Annotated in this window: 19 protein-coding genes and 1 pseudogene; 15 read left to right on the plus strand and 5 right to left on the minus strand. The window is 32.6% G+C overall.

Annotated features, from left to right (window positions below):
• Positions 1-69: 69 nt before the first annotated feature.
• The gene (locus CQA53_RS01710; RefSeq protein ID WP_115542303.1) at positions 70-1,713 is read left to right on the plus strand and encodes a DUF2972 domain-containing protein; all 1,644 of its coding nucleotides are present in this window, start codon (positions 70-72) and stop codon (positions 1,711-1,713) included.
• A gap of 2 nt (positions 1,714-1,715) precedes the next feature.
• On the opposite strand, the gene CQA53_RS13500 is transcribed toward CQA53_RS01710, so the two are convergent.
• Positions 1,716-1,844: a hypothetical protein gene (locus CQA53_RS13500; RefSeq protein WP_281271159.1), complete on the minus strand. Its 129-nt coding sequence runs from the start codon at positions 1,842-1,844 to the stop codon at positions 1,716-1,718.
• Positions 1,845-1,989: 145 nt separating this feature from the next.
• Here CQA53_RS13500 and CQA53_RS01715 point away from each other — a divergent pair.
• The 10 genes and pseudogenes from CQA53_RS01715 (at position 1,990) to CQA53_RS01760 (ending at position 12,380) form a co-directional block, all read left to right on the plus strand.
• Positions 1,990-2,809, plus strand: a pseudogene (locus CQA53_RS01715) (class I SAM-dependent methyltransferase).
• A 52-nt stretch (positions 2,810-2,861) separates the two neighbouring features.
• Entirely contained in the window at positions 2,862-3,635 is a 774-nt protein-coding gene (locus CQA53_RS01720) for a class I SAM-dependent methyltransferase (RefSeq protein WP_115542304.1), read from the plus strand.
• A 21-nt stretch (positions 3,636-3,656) separates the two neighbouring features.
• Positions 3,657-5,987 carry a PEP-utilizing enzyme gene (locus CQA53_RS01725; protein ID WP_115542305.1) on the plus strand — a complete coding sequence of 777 codons (2,331 nt, stop codon included), beginning with the start codon at positions 3,657-3,659 and terminating at the stop codon, positions 5,985-5,987.
• A complete protein-coding gene (locus tag CQA53_RS01730; RefSeq protein ID WP_115542306.1) occupies positions 5,978-6,658 on the plus strand; it encodes a gamma-glutamyl-CDP-amidate hydrolase in 681 nt (226 codons plus the stop codon). The genes CQA53_RS01725 and CQA53_RS01730 overlap by 10 nt, the downstream gene beginning before the upstream one ends.
• Complete coding sequence (locus CQA53_RS01735; RefSeq protein ID WP_115542307.1) at positions 6,655-7,419, plus strand: phosphocholine cytidylyltransferase family protein; 765 nt, start codon at positions 6,655-6,657, stop codon at positions 7,417-7,419. Before CQA53_RS01730 ends, CQA53_RS01735 begins: the two co-directional genes overlap by 4 nt.
• A 1-nt stretch (position 7,420) precedes the next feature.
• On the plus strand, positions 7,421-7,918 hold the full coding sequence (locus tag CQA53_RS01740; protein WP_115542308.1) for an adenylyl-sulfate kinase: 498 nt from the start codon (positions 7,421-7,423) through the stop codon (positions 7,916-7,918).
• 23 nt (positions 7,919-7,941) lie between these two features.
• Positions 7,942-8,907: a 3'(2'),5'-bisphosphate nucleotidase CysQ family protein gene (locus tag CQA53_RS01745; RefSeq protein ID WP_115542309.1), complete on the plus strand. Its 966-nt coding sequence runs from the start codon at positions 7,942-7,944 to the stop codon at positions 8,905-8,907.
• 555 nt (positions 8,908-9,462) lie between these two features.
• Complete coding sequence (locus tag CQA53_RS01750; RefSeq protein WP_115542310.1) at positions 9,463-10,905, plus strand: catalase; 1,443 nt, start codon at positions 9,463-9,465, stop codon at positions 10,903-10,905.
• An 18-nt stretch (positions 10,906-10,923) separates the two neighbouring features.
• A complete protein-coding gene (locus tag CQA53_RS01755; protein ID WP_115542311.1) occupies positions 10,924-11,913 on the plus strand; it encodes a hypothetical protein in 990 nt (329 codons plus the stop codon).
• 17 nt (positions 11,914-11,930) lie between these two features.
• On the plus strand, positions 11,931-12,380 hold the full coding sequence (locus CQA53_RS01760) for an ankyrin repeat domain-containing protein (protein WP_115542312.1): 450 nt from the start codon (positions 11,931-11,933) through the stop codon (positions 12,378-12,380).
• An 87-nt stretch (positions 12,381-12,467) separates the two neighbouring features.
• Here the strand turns inward: CQA53_RS01760 and CQA53_RS01765 are convergent, their stop codons facing one another.
• Complete coding sequence (locus CQA53_RS01765; RefSeq protein WP_115542313.1) at positions 12,468-13,676, minus strand: phosphoglycerate kinase; 1,209 nt, start codon at positions 13,674-13,676, stop codon at positions 12,468-12,470.
• Positions 13,677-13,818: 142 nt separating this feature from the next.
• Positions 13,819-14,112 carry an HU family DNA-binding protein gene (locus tag CQA53_RS01770; RefSeq protein ID WP_115542314.1) on the minus strand — a complete coding sequence of 98 codons (294 nt, stop codon included), beginning with the start codon at positions 14,110-14,112 and terminating at the stop codon, positions 13,819-13,821.
• 165 nt (positions 14,113-14,277) lie between these two features.
• Here CQA53_RS01770 and gap point away from each other — a divergent pair, with 165 nt between their 5' ends.
• Positions 14,278-15,264 carry a type I glyceraldehyde-3-phosphate dehydrogenase gene (gap, locus tag CQA53_RS01775; protein ID WP_115542315.1) on the plus strand — a complete coding sequence of 329 codons (987 nt, stop codon included), beginning with the start codon at positions 14,278-14,280 and terminating at the stop codon, positions 15,262-15,264.
• A 474-nt stretch (positions 15,265-15,738) separates the two neighbouring features.
• On the opposite strand, the gene typA is transcribed toward gap, so the two are convergent.
• Positions 15,739-17,541 (minus strand): translational GTPase TypA, encoded by a 1,803-nt coding sequence (gene typA, locus CQA53_RS01780; RefSeq protein WP_115542316.1) that lies wholly within the window; start codon positions 17,539-17,541, stop codon positions 15,739-15,741.
• Between the two features lie 470 nt (positions 17,542-18,011).
• Between typA and CQA53_RS01785 the strand changes: the two genes are divergently transcribed.
• The 3 genes from CQA53_RS01785 (at position 18,012) to CQA53_RS01795 (ending at position 20,323) form a co-directional block, all read left to right on the plus strand.
• Positions 18,012-18,416, plus strand: a complete 405-nt coding sequence (locus CQA53_RS01785) for a c-type cytochrome (protein WP_245945576.1) — start codon at positions 18,012-18,014, stop codon at positions 18,414-18,416.
• A gap of 96 nt (positions 18,417-18,512) precedes the next feature.
• Positions 18,513-18,959, plus strand: coding sequence for a YkgJ family cysteine cluster protein (locus CQA53_RS01790; RefSeq protein ID WP_115542317.1), 447 nt, complete (start codon positions 18,513-18,515; stop codon positions 18,957-18,959).
• Complete coding sequence (locus tag CQA53_RS01795; RefSeq protein WP_115542318.1) at positions 18,959-20,323, plus strand: tetratricopeptide repeat protein; 1,365 nt, start codon at positions 18,959-18,961, stop codon at positions 20,321-20,323. Before CQA53_RS01790 ends, CQA53_RS01795 begins: the two co-directional genes overlap by 1 nt.
• A 194-nt stretch (positions 20,324-20,517) precedes the next feature.
• Here the strand turns inward: CQA53_RS01795 and luxS are convergent, their stop codons facing one another.
• On the minus strand, positions 20,518-21,015 hold the full coding sequence (gene luxS, locus CQA53_RS01800) for an S-ribosylhomocysteine lyase (protein WP_115542319.1): 498 nt from the start codon (positions 21,013-21,015) through the stop codon (positions 20,518-20,520).
• Between the last annotated feature and the right edge of the window lie 51 nt (positions 21,016-21,066).

A 21,066-nucleotide genomic window follows, 5' to 3' on the forward strand; every position in this document is an offset into this window, starting at 1 on the left:
CTTATAAATTTAGATTCTTGATACTACAATCAGAGACTAAAACATATATCCATATTGGCAAGGTTATCGATGCTTACAAAAATAAAAAAATCAAAAGGAATGAGAATCTTTTGGGAACAAGGATTTTGCAAGGGTATAAAATACCATATCAATAGAGGTATCAAATCAGTGAATAAAAGGATGTATCACATTAAAATATATAGAAATATTATAAATCATCTTTTTCCTTTCTTGATCCTTAACCGAAAAGATTATGAAACTTTTTTACTCTTGCGAATGAAATTTAAAGAAAATTATGAAAATATAATTTACACAGATCTTTTCTTTTTTATGAAGAATCTCAATGCCCATATTGCATGGGTTACTTCGGATAAATTTCAACAAGAATATGGGGATTTTTTATCATTGTGCAGTCAAGAAAATATCAATTCTCCTGTAAATACTATCCACTTTACCCCCCCCCCCCCCATTATATCTCAAAATAAAAATGTAGATTCTAAAACACAAGATAGCCTAGATTCCTACTTACTAAATCAAAATATTGCTCCCTATCCACCGCTCTTAAATCCAAAAGAGATTGATTATGAGAGGATTAATCCTGAAATAGCATGGGAGATCAATCTTCCACTCAAAGATGAATATCTTTTTTATTTTCGCTCACAAGCCGTTTCCGCTCATGATGCTGTTCTTGATATGTTTCGATCATGTGGTATTGAAAGTGCAATGCACCATAACTTTAGTATAAAAGATTTTTTTGTGCAAAATTTTAAGCTTATACAAAATAAAGATATAGCTTCACAAAATAAATTGGTCTTTTATATCTTATATCATAATTTATTATCGGTTGATAAAATACAGAATGTACAAAAGTTTTTTTCTCTAACATATCATAAACATAAAAAAGTAATTTATCTAGTAAGAGACCCTATTGCAAGAATGAGATCACTAATTAATGATAGCTGGAGTAAGGGACTCCTTAAGATTTCCCTAGAATGTAGTATCATAGAAGCTTTAAAGGATGGTATAAAATATGGTGGTTGGGGTAGAGAATTTAACTTTATGTCAAAAATTGATAATCTTGGTTTTCCTCATTATGCAATGGATTCTTTAGTGCAAATGATGGATTACAATGCCAATATACATTATTTAGATTTTGAAGAAATATTACCAAAAAATGCTTTCTCTACTTTTGAAAAATTATCCAAAAAATTTCATTTTGATCCCCCATGTCATGAAACTTTTCCAAATAGTGTTAAACATGATACACAGCTTAAAAAAATTTTACCTATAGAACTTGTAGTTAATGAAAAAATAAAAATTCTTATTTATACAACTTACTATCAAGATGATCAAATCAATATAACAAATCTTTTACTTGAAAATTGTGAATATGAAAATTTAGGATGCTTTGTAGAGAATGAAAGTATATATGAAACAATAATAAACAACAAAGAATTGTTAATACAACTAAAAGAATATTTTAAAGTATTTATGCAACATTTTAAAAAGAAAGTTGAAATCGAGAAGGATAGAGATATAAATGAGCGAGATATACTTCAATATTTACAACAAAATCCAGATACTAGGAAAAAAGTCAAAGAAATGTATGATAAAGAACTCGTGCATATTAAGACACATCGTCCAGACATCGTCGCTTCGTGGAAATATTATCAAGAGTTTGAGAAAATCTGCACAGAGGAGGGGATAGGATAGGATTATTTCTCAAGGTATTGTGGGTGGATTCTATGCGTTGTATCGTGATGGCAAACACTTTGTGAATCTAGTAATTCATTATTGTGAGCTTCATTGAGAGGTGTGGCAATCCACTTTACAATATTCGTCATACTGAAGCGAAGCTGAAGTATCTATCAAGATAGATCTAGGAAATTTCAAGATATAGATACTTCAGGTTAAAGTCCTTAGTATGACACTTTGCTTTATTGCTTCACAGAGAGTAAAAGCAAAAACTTTAATCGAAAAGGAAAAACAATGAAACAAGGTAATTTTACAGAAATCGCAAAACATTATCACAATCGTCCTGCATATAGCCCAATGTTATTGCAAAAGCTTATTGCATGTATCAATGACAATCATAAGTCATTAAAGGATTTGAAAGTGGTTGAAGTTGGTGCAGGGACAGGAAAGCTAACCAAAATGCTAAGTGATGATTTTGGATTAAATGTCATAGCAGTTGAGCCAAATGATGCAATGAGGGCAGAGGGCAGGAAATACACAAAAGATTCTAACATAGTATGGAAAAATGGTAGTGGAGAAAACACGGGAGTAGAATCTAACTATGCAGATTGGGTAATTATGGCAAGTTCATTTCATTGGACAGATCCAACCAAATCATTGCCCGAATTTTCTAGAATCTTAAGTAATGAAGCTTCTCACACATCTCCCACAACAACATATACGGGGGGGGGGGGGGAAAGCCTCCTACTTCACTGCAATATGGAATCCGCGTCATATAGTTGATGGTTCGATATTTTATGAGATTGAAGAAGAGATTAAGAATATTGTTCCAGAGCTTAATCGTGTGAGTAGTGGTGTGCAAAATACAAAGAAATGGGAGGAAATTCTCATTTCAACAGGACATTTTAGAGATTGTGTATTTATGGAATGCGATTATATCGAGGTGATGAGTAAGGAACGATACCTTGGTGCGTGGCATTCTGTAAATGATATACAAGCACAAGCAGGAAGCAGATGGCAAAAAATCCTTGCGATGATAGAATCTAAAATTGGGCATTTACAAAGTATAGAAATTCCCTACAAGATTCGTGCATGGAGTGTGCGAAAAGCGTAAGTTTTTAAGCCTTTTGTGTATGCTTGTTGCATTTTATGAAAGGCTTAAAAATATGGAAAAAATAGTAGAACAAGTATGGGATTATACAAAACATGCAAAATTTTATAGTTATCGACCAAATTATGCACCAAAGAGTATCGATATGCTAACTTTTTTAGCAAAAAATAGTAGTCATCAGGACAGAGTTCGTGTTGCAGATATTGGTGCAGGAAGTGGCAATCTAAGCATTATGCTCCTAGATCGTGGTTGCGAAGTCGTGGCTGTCGAGCCAAACGACGCTATGCGTGAGATAGGTATCGAGTGCACCAAAGGAGAAAAAATAGAATGGGTTCGTGCCACAGGGATAGATTCTACACTGAAAAGTGAGGATTTTAATTATGTAACTTTTGGGAGTAGCTTTAATGTAATGGATAGAAATTTTGCTATGCAAGAAGCACATAGACTTTTGAAAAAAGATTGCTATTTTTCATGTATGTGGAATCATAGGGATTTGGACGACCCAATCCAGAAGTGTGCCGAAGAAGCAATAATCCGCTTCATTCCACACTATGATAGAGGTGTGAGGCGAGAGGACCAAAGAGGGGTAATAGAATCTCGCAAAGATTTGTTTGATAATATTATCTATCTTGAGGAGGATTTTTATTTTCATCAAACACTTGAAAATTATCTTAACGCATGGAAAAGTGTGAAAAACCCCTATTGGGACCTGGAAACTCAAGAGGGTAATGAATTGTTTGAAAATATTAGCAATGCAATGCGGAAAGTCTTACCAAACGAGTTTGGCATAAAATATACGACGCGTTGTTGGAGTGCAAAAAAGATTTAAATCAAAAGATAGAGAGAGAATATGGAACAATTAAGTTTTCAAAGTAAAGCACAGAATCTTGCTCAACTGAGAGGAAGACTAAAAAGTGCAAAAGTGCTTGAGCTTTGCATTGTGAAAAAAAATGAGCTTGATTTCAACATAGATACTATCATTACGCAAATTTTAAACTTGAATGCGACTTCTTTCATCGTGCGTAGTTCCTCTCTTAACGAAGATTCTATCACGCAATCAAATGCAGGGGCATTCCTTAGTCTCTTTAATATAAAAAGAGAACCTGAAGCAATTACTTCAGCATTATTAGAAGTTGCACAATCTTTGCCAAACGATAATGATGAGATTCTAATCCAGCCATATTTGGAGAATATCACGCTTTGTGGTGTTGCCTTTAGTGTGGATAAGGATAATTTTTCACCATATTACTGCATCGAGTGCGATGCGAGTGGTTCAAATAATGCAATAACTGATGGAAGTGCTAAGAATAAAATTAGCTATTTTTCACATAGAAATTATGAGGCAGATCATAGCGATGAACATTTTGCAAAAATTATTGCATTAGTAAAAGAGCTAGAGATTCTTTTTGACTATACTTTCCTGGATGTTGAATTTGCTTTTACTAAAGTTGATAATACTTTAGAATTATATTGTCTGCAAGTGCGACCTTTAGTAAGAGGCAACATTAATTTATTCCATTCTCTTCCATATGAGGCACTTTATAGATTTAATAAACGTTTTGATAGCTTTTGTAAAAAGACTCCAAATATCTTAGGTAATAGGACTATTTTTGGCGTAATGCCTGATTGGAATCCTGCTGAAATCATTGGACTTCGCCCTAAACGATTGGCTTTGAGTTTATATAAAGAAATTATCACTGATAATATCTGGGCATATCAAAGAGATAATTATGGATACAAAAGTATGCACTCCCACCCGCTTATGCATTCATTTCTTGGGATACCTTATATCGATGTACGCGTGTCATTTAACTCATTTATTCCAAAAAATCTTAACAATATGATTGCTGAAAAGCTCGTGAATTACTATCTCAATAGGCTAATAAAACACCCTGAATTTCACGATAAAGTTGAGTTTGAAATTGTGTTTTCATGCTATGATTTTACCATGCCAAGTAAGCTTAATCGCCTACTAGATTCTGGTTTTAATGCTAATGAAATAAAACGTATTGAATATTCTTTGCTTGAGCTTACAAATTCAATTATCAATGCAGAAAATGGCTATTATACAAGAGATTTAAAAAAGGTAGAAAAGCTAAAAGAATCTTATGAAAAGATTTTGCACTCTAATTACTCGCTCATTGATAAAATATATTGGAGTTTGCAAGAGTGTAAAAGGCTTGGGACTTTGCCATTTGCAGGAATCGCAAGAGCTGGATTTATTGCAATGCTTATGCTGAACTCTTTGGTTAAAATTGGATTCTTCAGCAAAGGAGAAAGGCAAAACTTTCTCAATTCATTAAATACTATTAGCAAACATTTAAGTTATGCGACAACAAATCTTACCGCGGAAAATAAAAATAAATTTTTAAAGCAATACGGACATCTACGTGCGGGAAGTTATGATATATTATCGCCCAGATATGATGAGGACTTTGAAGCATATTTTAGTCTTAATTCCACACATAGTCCATCACAGGCATGTAATTTTGCCTTAAGCGATGACAAAATGGCACAGCTAGATTTACTCCTTGAAGAACATGGATTGCATATCAATTCTAAGCAATTTTTAGAGTTTTTGAAAATTGCTATTGAGGGCAGGGAATATGCTAAATTTGAATTTAGCAAACTACTTTCTTATACGCTTGTGTTAATCGGTGAGTTGGGTGTGCATTATGGAATCTCCAAAGAAGATATGGCACATTTAGATATTAGCGACATTCTCTCACTTTATTCTACACTATATTCAAAAAGCCCAAAGCAAAAGTTACTTGATGAGATAGCACGACATAAAGAAGAATATGCACTTACTCTTGCTATAAAACTCCCTGCTCTTATTAGCGATAGAAGTCAAATTTTTGCTTTTAAAAGCGAACAAATTATGCCAAATTTTATCACACAAAAGAGTGTTAAGGCACAGATTGCACAAAAAGATGATGAAATTTTAAAAAATAAAATTGTATTAATCTATGCTGCTGACCCAGGATATGACTATCTTTTTAGTAAAGGTATTGCGGGATTTATTACTTGCTATGGAGGAGCAAATTCACATATGGCAATCCGTGCTTCTGAACTAGAACTTCCTGCTGTAATCGGTGTAGGTGAAGAGAATTTTAAAAAATATTGCAAGGCAAAATACCTCCACATAGATTGTGAAAGCGAACAAATAATATGTTTTTAGAATCTGAAAAAAAATTTATTGCCATCACTCAAAGACTTGATAATACAAACACCTATAATGAGGAACGGGAAGTATTGAGCACAGATTGGGGTATATTTTTTAGAGAATATTTAAGTGATTTTCTTATGCTTCCATTGAGTTATGCTTGTGATATTACAGAGTATCTTCCTAACATTAGCGGGGTAATTTTTAGTGGTGGGAATGATTTATCTCTCTTTAGCGATAATCCACTCTCACAAAAAAGAGATAAATTTGAACAAGAACTTATAGAATCTTGTATGAGAGATTCTATCCCTATACTAGGGATTTGCAGAGGAGCACAAATGATAGGAAGTTATTTTGGCTCACAACTTACACATTGCATGAATCACACAAAGCCACATGTTGTATTCCAAAATAGTATGACTAAAGATTCTAATAAACGAGATTCTACACACTCTACCATACCAAAAAAGACAAGCTTTATGGTAAATTCCTTCCATAACTATGGTATAAAGAAATTAGGAGATGCACTTATTGGACTTGCAACAAGTCATGATGGGTTCATAGAGGCATTTAAACACAAAAAGTATCCTCTATTTGGGATTATGTGGCATATCGAGCGAAAGGGAGGTTTAGAAAATACAGAAATTTTTGATAATTTCCTCACAAATATAAAGGAGAAAAAATGAGAGCACTTATCCTTGCAGCAGGTTTTGGTTCACGACTTATGCCACTCACAAAAGATATGCCAAAATGTATGGTAGTATATCAAGGTAGAAAGATTATTGATTATATTCTAATAGCATTGGAAGAAAATGATATAAAGGAAATCAGCATTGTTGGTGGATATAAGATTGATGTGCTAAAAGAGTATCTAAAAGGTAAAACAAATCTCACATTTTATGAAAACAAGATTTATGAGAAAAGTAATATGCTTTACACACTTTTTTGTGCAAAAGAATTTTTGCGTGAATGCGTAAGAGATAAAAAGGATTTACTTATATCATATGCAGATATTGTATATTTTAAAGAAAGTGTAGAAAAATTAAAAAATTGTGGCTATGATTTGGGTATTATTGTTGATAGGAGATGGAAAGAACTGTGGGAAAGACGATTTAGTAACCCATTAAGTGATGCGGAAACACTTAAACTACATGGAAATACCATTATTGAACTTGGGAAAAAACCAAAGAGTTATAATGAGATAGAGGGACAATATATCGGGCTTTTTAAAATATCATCTGAATTTCTCTCTAAAGTAATTGATTTTTATGAAAATCTTAGTTGTGATATACTCTATGATGGCAAGGATTTTCAAAATATGTATATGACCAGTTTTTTGCAACTTTTAATTGAAAGATTCAATAATGCGACTATGGTAGAAATTTTCGGGAATTGGTGTGAGATAGATTTCAAAAGTGATTTAGATGTAGAATATATAAAGGGATAAAATGCAAGGATTAATCTTTATCACAGGACTTAGTGGGAGTGGGAAAAGCACACTTTCGTATGCACTTATAGAGAGATTATATAAGAATCTTGGTATCAAAGCAATTTTGCTTGATGGTGATTCTTTGCGTGAATGCGTGGGGAACACGGATTATAGTAAAGAAGGCAGAGAAAGAATGTCAATGTATTATATGAAAACAGCACAAATGCTTGTAAATCAAGGATTTATCGTTGTGCTTGCAAGTATATCTATGTTCGAAAATACTCGTCAATTTGGAAGGCACAATATCCCTAATTATCTTGAAATATACTTGGAAGTTTCAAAAGAGATTCTCGCTTCTCGCGATAGCAAGGGTTTATACAAAAATAATGAAGCAAATATTGCAGGAATAAATCAAAATATAGAGTTACCTACTTCAAGTGATATTGTGCTAAAAGATAAATTTGATAGGGAGAATGTACTTAAGATAATTCTTGCAAAAATTAAGAAATTTAAATAGAAAGGAATTATAAAGGCAACACAATGATATATAATCAATTTAAAAATATGCTCTATGAGGTGCTCTCTATTGCTATTAATGCAGGAAGAATTATTATGCGTCTTTATGGACAAAGTGATTTTAGCACTAAAGATGATAATAGCCCACTCACACAAGCGGATTTAGAATCTCACACATTCATCATACGCGAATTAAGCAAGCACTATCCGTACAAAATATGTTCCGAAGAAGCAACACTAACACATAATGAACGTAAAGATTTAGAGTATTACTGGCTTATTGACCCACTTGATGGGACGAAAGATTTTCTTGCACAAAATGGTAACTTTACGATTAATATCGCTTTAATCCACCGCAATATCCCGATACTTGGTGTTATCTATGCACCAGCATTACATGAAGCATATATGGCTTTGAAAGGATTTGGGAGTTATGGTTATAATATTACAGATTTGAAAGAAGCAATTAGGTGTGAAAAACTAGATACAATATGGCTTGATTCACATAAGATACCATTACGGCGAAAGAATCTAATCCATATTTATGGAGAAAATCTCCACCTTTTCCAAAATATGGATTCCAAAATACATGAAATTATCCTAAAGAATTACAATAACATGTTCGCAAGTGAAAAACAAAAAAGTATTCTCATTGCCTGCGATTCTATGTTTCATAGCACCAAAGAAACAAGAGATTTTATAGAATCTTTGCAAGCTACTACATTAAAAAGAGGTTCATCACTGAAGCTTTGTGCTCTTGCCAGTGGTTTAGCAGACTTGTATCCGCGTTTTAATGGCACAAGTGAATGGGACACTGCCGCCGGACATATAATTTTGCACGAAACAGGAGGAGATATTATTAACATTGAGACAAAAAAGTCTTTGTCTTACAATAAAGCAAATTTCCGCAATAGTCATTTTATCGCACTAAGCAAAAAACTTATTGATGAGAAATTTATTGGCAGAATCTTTGAACATAACAATACATGATAATACATCACAAAATACTAATGGTTATTATCAATAAATAAGAGATTGAAACCCTCTTAGATGGCAATTATTGATGTGTGAAAAATGACAAGGTAAGACAAAAGTAGTATCAATCGCTAAGAATAGTGAAACAAGTGAGAAAGATTTTAAGCAAAATAGGATGTTAAAAAAGTGCTAAATTTAGACAAAAAGATTCAATAATAAACAACTTGAAGCAAACATAAAAACCTCATCTCTATCAATAGATAGTATATAAAAAATTGTATCATCTCTCAACTACATTATTTTAAAAAGAGAATCTGAATATACTAAACTACTTGAATAATACCAAATGAAACAATATTGACTACTTGAAGATAAAAATATTAGACCCCTATCAAGACTTTATTACTTCAAATAAAAGTAGATATTTTCTTTCTGCATTCAAGTCTCAGCAAGACAGCAACTATTATTCCTGTAAAAAATATTATAGATAATAAATTTTATATAGTATTAATTTTTTATTAATAAAAATTGTTTATATTGTCATTATATTTTAATTTTAAAGGATACAATATGGCATTTAAGTCATTAACAACGACAACTGGTAAATTAGTTGCAGATAATCAAAATGTAATGAGTGTAGGACCACGAGGACCATTACTCTTGCAAGATACTTGGTTTTTAGAAAAACTCGCAGCATTTGATAGAGAGCGAATCCCAGAACGTGTCGTGCATGCTAGAGGTAGTGGTGCACATGGGGTATTTGAAGCAACAGCAGATATTAGTCACTTCACAAAAGCAGCAATATTTAAAAAAGGCACAAAAACTCCATTATTTATTCGCTTCTCTACGGTTGCACCAGAGCAGGGAAGTGCTGATGCAGTAAGGGACCCTAGAGGATTTGCAGTAAAATTCTATACAACAGAGGGGAACTGGGATTTAGTAGGTAACAATACACCGATATTTTTTATCCGTGACCCATACAAATTCCCAGACTTTATCCATAGCCAAAAGAGGGACCCAAAGACACATGTCCAAGAACCACAATCATGGTGGGACTTTTGGTGTCAAACCCCAGAATCTCTTCACCAAGTAACCTACCTTATGGGTGATAGAGGTATTCCAGCAAGCTATCGTAATATGAATGGATATGGAAGCCATACTTTTAGCCTCATTAATGCAAAAAATCAGAGATTTTGGGTGAAATTTCACTTTCATACATTACAGGGGATTAAGAATCTTACCAACGAAGAAGCAGCGAAAATTAAAAGTGTAAATATGGATTCTCATCAACGAGACTTATATGATTCTATTGCAAGAGGAGATTATCCGCGATGGAGGCTATCTATCCAAGTTATGCCAGAATCTGATGCTAAAAAATACAAGTTCCACCCATTTGATGTTACAAAAGTATGGAGTCATAAAGATTATCCACTTATCGAAGTGGGAATAATGACCTTAAATAAGAATCCAGAAAATTATTTTGCCGAAGTTGAGCAAGCTGCATTCAATCCTGCAAGTATCGTGCCAGGCATTGGATTTAGCCCTGATAGATTATTACAAGGCAGACTTTTCTCCTATGGTGATACACAAAGGTATCGTTTAGGTGCAAATCACCACCAACTCCCTATTAATGCACCAAAAATTCCCATGAATAGCTCTGTGCGAGATGGTTATATGACAAATGGTGCATATGGTAGCACAAGAAATTATCAACCAAGCGTGTTAGATGGTTACACTGATACTTGGAATCTCAAAGAACCTATCCTTGATCCAATGCACTTTGAATCTGAAACAAGATTAGGGCAATGGGATTATCGTGAAGATGACAAAGATTATTACACACAGCCTGGCGACCTCTATCGTCTTATGAAAACTGATGAGAAAGAAAGACTATGCCAAACTATCGCAGACACAATGAAAGGAATAGATTCTAGAATTATCAAGATTCAACTTGAACACTTTACTAAAGCAGACCCAAATTATGGCAAAAGAGTAGCAGAACTTTTGAAGTAATAATAAAGGATTAAGTATATGGAAAATATTAATGCAAAAAGAAGAACCTTTTTAAAACAAGGTTGCATAGGTGCTGGCTTACTTCTAAGTCAACCTGTGTTTGCAAGCATAACAAGCAAAAATTTGAATGTGAAAAAAGCATCACTTTATCTTGCTCATAATGTGAACTTTGCAACACAAACAGAGCTTAATCTCTATATCCCAATAGCACTAAAGAATGAATTTCAAAAACCTTATAATATTAAAGTAAACGGGAATTACAAAACTTATACCTTAAATGATAGGAGAAATATACATTTTTTACAAGCTTTATGGGAAAATAAATCACACTCAAATAACAATATAGAAGTATCATTTGATGTTGATATATCTCCCATTAAAGATGTAATAAATATCAAAGAGAGTGAAATATCTCTTGAAAGTGAAAGTAATATTCTTATCGGTGAATCTCTCTATAAAGTCGCTAATAATTTAAGTGGTAAATTTCATAATCAAGAATCCCTAGCAAAAAGTCTTTTTATATGGGTAGCACATAATCTTCATACGAAAGAAGCACAATATGTCGATGGCATTAGAAGTCTATTTTCCAAAGATGGTGATATGCTTTTACGTGGGCAAAATCTCAGTGCCTCATCGGTATTTGTTGAGCTTTGCAAACTTGTAGGGATTCCCGCCATAGAAGCATTTGGGATTATTGTCGATAATGATGGGTATAATTTCATTGCAAATGAGCGACAAAATTATACGCGAAGTGTTATTAAAATTGGCAATAAATGGATTCCAAATGATATAATTTTAGCTATCGAAGCAAAGAAATCTCATAAACCAAAAGTAATAGAAAATGCATTTAAAGAATGGGGGAATAATTGGGTATTACTCAATTTTGCTCGAAGCGTAGAGGTAGATTCTACATATTTAAGCACATTTAACATTGCTTATGGTGAGGTGAATGGTATCAAACTCAGTAGTTACAATGCCAATCATTTCTCCCAAAAAATATTTGCATGATAAGATAAGGATAAGTTATGAAACTAAGCGAACAAGAGTATCAAAAGCTGGAAGAATTTGTCAAAATGTCTTTTGACTTTGCACGCAATAATGATGTAGATTCACTGCAAATTATGCTTGATAATGGATTAAATCCCAATATTGCAAATCATAAGGGAGACACTCTCCTTATGCTCGCAAGTTATCATGACTCTCGTGATGTTGTCAAACTTCTTTTGGAAAAAAATGCTGATATTGACAAGCCCAATGATAGAGGACATACACCGCTTGCAGGAGTGTGTTTCAAGGGTTATTTTGAGGTCGCAAAGCTCTTGCTTGAAGCCGGAGCAAATCCCAATGGAGGTAATGGCTTATTAAGCCCGATAAATACAGCTCTTATGTTTCGACGCAAAGAGATTCTCAAACTTTTACTCTCATATAACAAAAAGAAACTTAATTTTTGGCAAAAAATTATGAAAATATTTTAATTTTTTACTTTAAAACATCACGATTGTAAAAAATTGATATTATAAAAGTTTTTGCGTATTGTAAATTGTGGATAACTTTAGAAAAAACTATCTCTTATCTAAAACTTCAAATGCAGGAAGGATATTCCCTTCTAAAAGCTCGAGACTTGCCCCACCACCTGTTGAAATAAAACTCATATTATCTCTTTGTCCGGCTTTATCAATCGCATCAGCAGTATCACCACCACCAATAAAGCTGAACGCATAAGTATTTGCAATCGCATTTGCAATATTAAATGTCCCTCTTGAGAATTGATGAATCTCATAAACACCTAATGGACCATTCCAAATAATCGTTTGTGAAGCAGTTACAACCTCACTAAAAAGTTTTACACTTGCAGGACCAATATCAACCGCAATGAGATTATCTGGTATATCTTGTGATGGTGTAATCTTAATATCTTTTGGCATATCAATACTATCGGTGCTTACAATATCAACAGGAAGGTAAATTTTTACTTTTTTCTCCTTTGCCAATTCCAAAATTCTAATTGCATCATGAATCAAATTGTCTTCTACAAGACTTTTTTGCATATCATAGCCCAATGCCTTTAAAAAAGTATTGCTCATTGCACCGCCTATAATAATTTTATCTACAACATCAAGAACATTTTGCAATAGACTTAACTTAGAACTCACTTTACTTCCACCAACAATTAGAAGTAATGGACGTAATGGATTATGCATAACTTTTGCAAAAGAGTCAATTTCTTTTTTTAATAAAATTCCAGCAACTTTTTGAGAAGCAAACTTTGCTACTCCGTAAGTACTTGCATGTGCTCTATGACTTGTCCCAAATGCATCATTTACATATACATCACATAAATCTGCAAGTTTTTTACTTAGTAATTCATCGTTATTTGTTTCCCCCTCATAGAATCGAATGTTTTCTAAAAGAATAATTTGATTTTGATTGGAATCTTGTTGTGCTTTTGCAGATTCTATAGAATCTGCAAAATATATGCTTTTATTTAATAACCGTTCTAATCGTTTTATGACATGTTTGAGAGAAAAATCTGTACTTCTACTTTTTGGTCGCCCCAAATGACTTACCAAAACAACACTTTTTGCTTCAGAATCAATACAGTAGTTAATTGTAGGGAGTGCTTCACGCATACGAGTATCATCACTAATATTAAAATCTCTATCCATAGGAACATTAAAATCAACTCGTATAAGAATTCGCTTATTTCGTATATCAACATCTCTTATGCTCTTTGCTTCTTGCATAAGAATAATGCTTGTGGCTTTTACCATAAATTACCCCTTAAATTTGAATTAAAGTTAAAATATTGTAACATAAATAATTTAACTACAAATTAATACATAAAGAAGTAAGAATTATAATAAATGAAACACTCTGAATTAGGTAATTAATAAATTTTGCTCAAGGAAAAAACTATTTCTTAACTTTAATTTTCGCAATCTCATCTTTGAGTGCTTTACCTGGTTTAAATTTAGGGACCATTTTATCTGATGTCTTATATTTTTTATCGCTTCCTGGAACTTTCCCTTCTTTCCCCTTTTGTAAAGCATTTTCAAACTTACCAAAACCAACAAGCTCAACTGTGCCATTAGTTTTTAATACTTTATATATTGCTGCAACTACAGAATCAAGTGCTTTTTCGGCTTCTTTTTTTTCTGAATATCCACCAACTTCTTTGATGGTTTTAACAAAATCATTCTTATTCATAACTGAACTCCTAAAATCAAAAAGAATATCTTTATCACAAGACGATAAAGTTAAAACGCATTTTATTTGATTTTTCTATGAAAATCAAGACTAAAAACAAAAAAACTAAAAGTTTTTGATACAATTTTATTATTTAGAACAAGAATCGATAAAAAAGGAAAAAATATGAGCATAAAGCTAGCTATTAATGGGACGGGTAGGATTGGACTTTGTGCAACAAGAATTGCAGCTCAAAGAGATGATATTGAATTGGTTGCAATTAATACAACAACCGATATAGATACCCTTATTCACTTACTTAGATATGATTCTGTTCACGGAGTAAGTGATGTTAAAAAAGTAGATTCTCAAACACTTTGTATTGGTAAAAGTCATCAAATCAGAATCTTGAGCGATAGAGATCCTACAAAGTTGGATTTTGGTGAAGCCATCTGTGTTGTTGAATGCACAGGGAAATTTAATTCTCTTGAAAAGTCGAGTATCCATATAAAAAATAATGTAAAAAAAGTTATTATTTCAGCACCAGCAGAGAATGCACCAACTTTTGTTTATGGGGTAAATCATAAGAATTATGATGGTGAAAGCATTATTTCAAATGCATCTTGCACAACAAATTGCCTTGCTCCTCTTGTAAAAGTTATTGATGAGGCATTTGGCGTTGAAAATGGTCTTATGACCACCATTCATAGTTATACTAATGACCAAAATCTCCTTGATGTAAAACATAAAGATTTAAGACGAGCAAGAGCTGCAACACTTAATATGATTCCAACAAGCACAGGGGCAGCAAAAGCAATAGGACTTGTGCTACCACACTTAAGTGGCAAACTTAGTGGAATATCTGTTCGTGTGCCAACGCCAGATGTGAGTTTGGTAGATTTTAATATAAATTTAAAAAGCTATGCTACTACCGAACGCATAAATGAAGCATTTTATAAAGCACAAGATTCTAATATGAAAGGACTTATTTTAGTTGATGATAATCAGAGGGTTTCAAGTGATTTTATTGGGTCAAGTTATAGTGCAATTCTTGTGCCAGATAAAACTATTGTTGTTGGAGAGAAGAATGCGAAAATATTAGCATGGTACGATAATGAAATGGGATATACTCATCGTTTAATAGATATGAGTACATATATTTGCAAACATTAAAATAATTTTTTGGTTTTAGGATAAGCTAGAAATTCGATCATCTTTGAACGATTCTTTAACGATAAATGAGCATTCAAACATAAAATTATTCATCCATAAAAGTTTATTATAAAAAATAATTATGTCGCGAAATATATGAATCAATATTTTATAATTTTTATATTTTAATTATCAGATGAAGCTTTATATGTTACTCAACTTCTTATTATTGCAAAAAGTTATCTCTATAAATCTCAATCTCATCAATCCCCGTTTTCATACCTTAGTGCATTAAGCCCATGGATTTCTTTTTCTCTAACTACAAACAAGGTGTGTGAGGATAAAAATAAAATTTGTTTATCTCAAACTTAAGTTTTCCACAAAAAAGAAATAGGAAATCTAAAATATAAAATCTTAAATTCTAGTAAGTTACTATGAAAAATATGAAATTGTTATGATACACAAAAAATTAATATTATAGAAATTGTTTCTATCCTATTTTCCCTTAGCCCTTTTGCGCTGATTTGGCTCTAGGATTTTCTTGCGGATTCTAATATTTTTGGGTGTAACTTCTAATATCTCATCATCTTCAAGCCACTCTAGTGCGCGCTCTAGCGTCAAATCACGCGGTGGAACAAGCTTAATTGCATCATCACTCCCACTAGCACGCATATTGGTAAGATGCTTAGCTTTTATAGGATTGACATCTAAATCATTATCGCGACTATGCTCACCGATAATCATTCCCACATATACTTTGGTTTGTGGGGTGATAAAAAGCACTCCTCGCTCTTGAATATTAAAAAGTGAAAACCCTGTTGCTTCGCCGTTTTCCATACTTATCAAAGCCCCATTTTTACGAGATTCTACACTCCCGCTAAATGCACGAAACTCTAAAAAACTATGATTCATCACACCCTCACCTTTGGTATCAGTCAAAAACTCACTGCGATAGCCGATAAGCCCACGCGCTGGAATCTCAAACTCCAAACGCGTATAGCCATCATTCATCGGATTCATCGCTTTCATCTCCGCCTTGCGTTTGCCAAGTTTTTCAATAATCGCCCCGCTAAAATCCTGTGGTGTATCAATCACTAAATGCTCAAAAGGCTCTGTTTTCACGCCATTTTCTTCTTTGACAATCACTTCAGGGCGAGAAATGCTAAACTCAAAATCCTCTCGCCTTAGATTCTCTGCTAAGATAGTGATTTGCAGCTCTCCGCGTCCGCTCACTTTGAACTTGCCCTCACCCATTTCCTCACATCTCATAGCAATATTAGTTTGCATTTCTTTAAGCAATCTGTCTTTAAGTTTATTCGCTGTTACATGCTTACCCTCTAGCCCTGCAAGCGGACTATCATTCACCGCGAAATACACGCTCATTGTAGGCTCTTCTAGGTGCATAGGGTCAAGCGGCATAGGATTATTAGGATCAACAATAGAATCTCCAACATCAACAGCATTGAATCCTGCGATAGCAACAATATCCCCTGCTTCTGCAGATTCTATCTCTGTGCGAGCTAAGCCTAAGAATCCAATAAGCTTAGTAATCCTTCCGCTTTCTTTTTCGCCATCAGACTTTGCCAAAAGCACATTTTCACCTTTTTTGACCTTGCCATTAAACACGCGTGCGATACCGATTTTGCCCACATAATTATCATAATCGAGCGTAAAAACCTGCATTTGCAAGGGATTCTCACTGCTTCCACTTGGTTCTGGGACATGCTCAATAATTGCCTCAAAAAGTGGCTCTAAACTCTTTTTCTCATCTTCTAATTCTTTTATCGCGTAGCCATCTCGTGCCGCCGCATAAATCACAGGAAAATCAAGTTGAGAATCTGAAGCACCCATTGCGACAAACAAATCAAAGACTTCATCGACCACTCTATCTGGTTCGGCAGCTGGTTTGTCAATTTTATTCACCACAACAATAGGGCGGATTCCAAAGCCTAATGCTTTTTTGACGACAAATTTTGTTTGGGGCATAACGCCTTCTTGCGCATCAACAAGCAAAAGCACGCCATCAACCATTTTTAGCACTCGCTCGACTTCACCGCCAAAGTCTGCGTGTCCGGGCGTATCGATGATATTAATCTTTGTGCCTTTATAGTTTATGGCTGTATTTTTGGATAAAATTGTGATTCCGCGTTCGCGCTCCAAATCATTGCTATCCATAACGCGTTCATCGATTTGGTCGCGCTCACTAAAAGTGCCAGACTGCGTTAATAATCCATCGACTAAAGTCGTTTTACCATGATCGACATGGGCGATAACAGCGATATTTCGTATTTTTTGCATTTCTTTCCTTACAATATTTAGGTAAACTTTTTGACTTTCAAGCGTGGATTCTAACACATACAAATTAATATTTTACAACTTTGATATTATTTTAAAGTTAAAAAACATGGATGAGTTAAAAATTTTTTGAATGCAGCAATCTTGATTCTGTTGGTTATTTTTTATAACTAGATTATTTAAGTTCGTGTACCAATTAAAAATTAACTATATAATTTATCAATAAAAAGGTTGAGATGAAACTTCGAAAACATCTATAATGTTATACTTGATACTTTTAAAAAGATTGTGGATTATTGTTTCATTTTTAATTTAGCAAAAATTATTTGTTAGAACTTAATTACTATTGTAGAAATACAATTTTAAAGATATAATAGTAAAAAATATTTTAATTAGAGTTATTTTGATTTTATTTTACTGTAAATAATGTAAATGCAAAATTTCTCAATTCATATACTTTTGGTAGGATTGCTATGGTAAAAAAGATTTTTTTTGTAATTTTTCTATTTTTGTATGGATTTTTACCAATTTTAGCAGATTCTACAAATAATATTTTACTAAAACAAAATAAAATTAATAATACACAAAGCTTCATTACAAGTGGAGATTTTATTACAGAGAAGGAATATGGTAAATATTTATATCAAAATCCGCGTGGCATTAGTTGCAAATCATGTCATGGAGAATATGGGGAAGGTTCGCTTTTAGCAACTTATATAGATAGAAATCAAGAAAAGCAGTTATATGCTCCAAATATCACTAATCATACCATTCAAGATTTTAGTAAAGCAGTGAAATATCCAAAAGGGGTTATGCCAACATATTATTTAACAGATATAGAAATTCAAGCTATTTATCAGTTTATTACTACCCAATAAATCTTTTATACTATAAAATATTAAAAATTCATTGTTACAATTTCATATAAAGATTCTGAAATAATCTCATAAATAAACAAATTTAAAGTTAAAATAATGCAAAAAGAAATACAATCACATAAAGACAATAATCAAAAATACCTTATACACAAAGAAGGATATTATTATACTTTCAATCCCTCAAAATGCAGTGAGTGTGGTGGGAAATGTTGCTATGGAGAAAGCGGTTATATTTTTGTAACAATACATGAAATGAAAACTATAGCAAAATTTTTAAATATAAGTTTAGAAGAATTAGCTCTAAAATATGTAAAAAAAGTAGGTTATAGATTTTCTTTTATCGAAAAGGATTGTCAGGAACAATTCAATGGAGTAAGTTGTATTTTTTTTAATGAGACAACAAAAGAATGTAATATTTATTCTGTCCGCCCAAAACAATGTAGAACATTCCCCTTTTGGAATATATATCAAAAAAATAATCGAGATCTATTACAAAGATGTATTGGTGTAATATTATTACAAAGCGATCGCAAGGAGACATAATGCATAAGAAATTTTTACGAACATTATTTGTGAGTGTAACCCTCAACATAATGAATCTTGTCTGTGCAGAATCTTTAAATGATGATTTACGTGTTGATGACATAAATGCAAATATCCAAAATAATAAAGTATCAAATGAAGATATGAAAATGATTGAAGCAGCCAGTTTCATGACACAAGGAGATTTTGCGAAAGCAAGTGAAACCTATCAATATCTCTATAATACAACAAAAGATCCATATTTTTTAAAACAGATTGCACTCGCACAAAGTCAAGGTGGAAACTTTGATACTGCCGTGCAATATGCAATGCAATATCAAGAACTAAGCAAAGATAATGAAGACTCTGAAACAAATCTTATTATTGCTGAAAATCATGTTCGCAACAGAGAATATAACCTTGCTATTATTTTACTTGAAAAGAATCTTAGTATCAATCCAACATTACAAACACATTATATTTTAAGTAATCTCTACATGCGAGAAAAAATGCCAGAAAAAGCACTTGAACATTTTATTGTTGTCTATAATGATGAAATGAGTGTAGGAACAAAATTTCGACTTGAAGCATTCAATCAGATTGTAACAATTTATCTTGAACAAAACCAGATAGACAAAGCACTTGAATATTTGAATAGTTTTATTGCGAGCAATGAATATGAAATTAATATACAAAATTTTGTTATACTCTATGCAAAAATGAATAAACTTGAAATTTTAAAAGATAATTTACAAAAAAGATTTCTAGAATCTCAAAATATTGAAAATGCGAGAATGTTGGTTGGTATTCTTGTGGAACTCAAACAATATGGGGAAGCAATTGGTATTTTACTTGACAATCAGTCTTTGTTGGGGACCGATGGACAAGAAATACTTATGTATGTATATGCAGAAATTAGTGAATTTAAAAATGCAAATAATATTGCAAAATATCTTTATAAAGAAACAAATCAAATCCAGTATTTAGGGCTAAGTGCTGTTTATGAATTCGAACTACTTCCAGTTAAAGATAATGCAACACTACAACCAACAATTACAACATTAAAATTTGTGATTGATGAACGCAATAAACAATTAAAAACACAAAATAAAAAACTTGGTCAAGATGAAGCATTTTATTATAATTTCTTAGGTTATCTTCTAATTGATTATGATATTGATATTAATGCTGGATTGGAATACGTAAGCACCGCACTTGCCATTACTCCAAATTCTGTCGAGTATTTAGATAGTCTTGCTTGGGGATTCTATAAAAGCAAAAATTGTAAAAAAGCACAAGAAACAATAAGACTCATTCCTGTGGAGAAAATACAGAATCTTCAAGAAGTGCAAGAACACTACAACCTTATCCAGCAATGCTCATAATAATTAATAATACAAAATATTTCACTTGATAAAATGTTTATTCCAAAAGAAACGAAAGATTCCAATAATTTCTATTTATTTCAAGAGTTTAAACTTTTCATTTTAATAATCTTAAAACCTGTGGTTTGTTTCGCACTATGATTTATTTTGAACATCGTTGCATATACATATTACAAAAAAATATCAATCTTAAGCTATTTAAAATCTTTTAGTAAAAGCTTTTGAGTATCCATAACACCAATTCCTTTGTCTAATGTATCAGTAGCAATTTTTTGTGCATTTGAAAGTGAATGCATTTTAGCAGTTCCACATTGATAGATATTTAACTCTGGAATCTGATTTTCATTCTTGAGACGCAAAATATCACGCATACTTGCCTCCCATGCTTCCTTCACTTGATATTCACAAGGATTTCCGATTACGCTCATATAAAAACCCGTCCGACACCCCATTGGTGAAATATCGATAATTTCAGTTTTTGAATCATTTAAATGATCTCGCATAAAACCAGCAAATAAATGTTCTAAAGTGTGGATTCCTTTTTCATCGAGAATCTCTGCATTTGGCTTACAAAATCGTAAATCAAATACACTAATTTTATCTCCATGTGGTGTTTCCATACTCTTTGCCAATCGCACTGCTGGTGCAGGCATAATTGTATGATCGACTTTAAAGCTATCAAGTAATGGCATAATAATCTCCCTAAAATAAAAATTTTGCAAATTATAGCAAATTTATTGTAA

The organism is Helicobacter didelphidarum, assembly GCF_003364195.1.
In the GTDB taxonomy this organism is placed as follows: Bacteria; Campylobacterota; Campylobacteria; order Campylobacterales; family Helicobacteraceae; genus Helicobacter_A; species Helicobacter_A didelphidarum.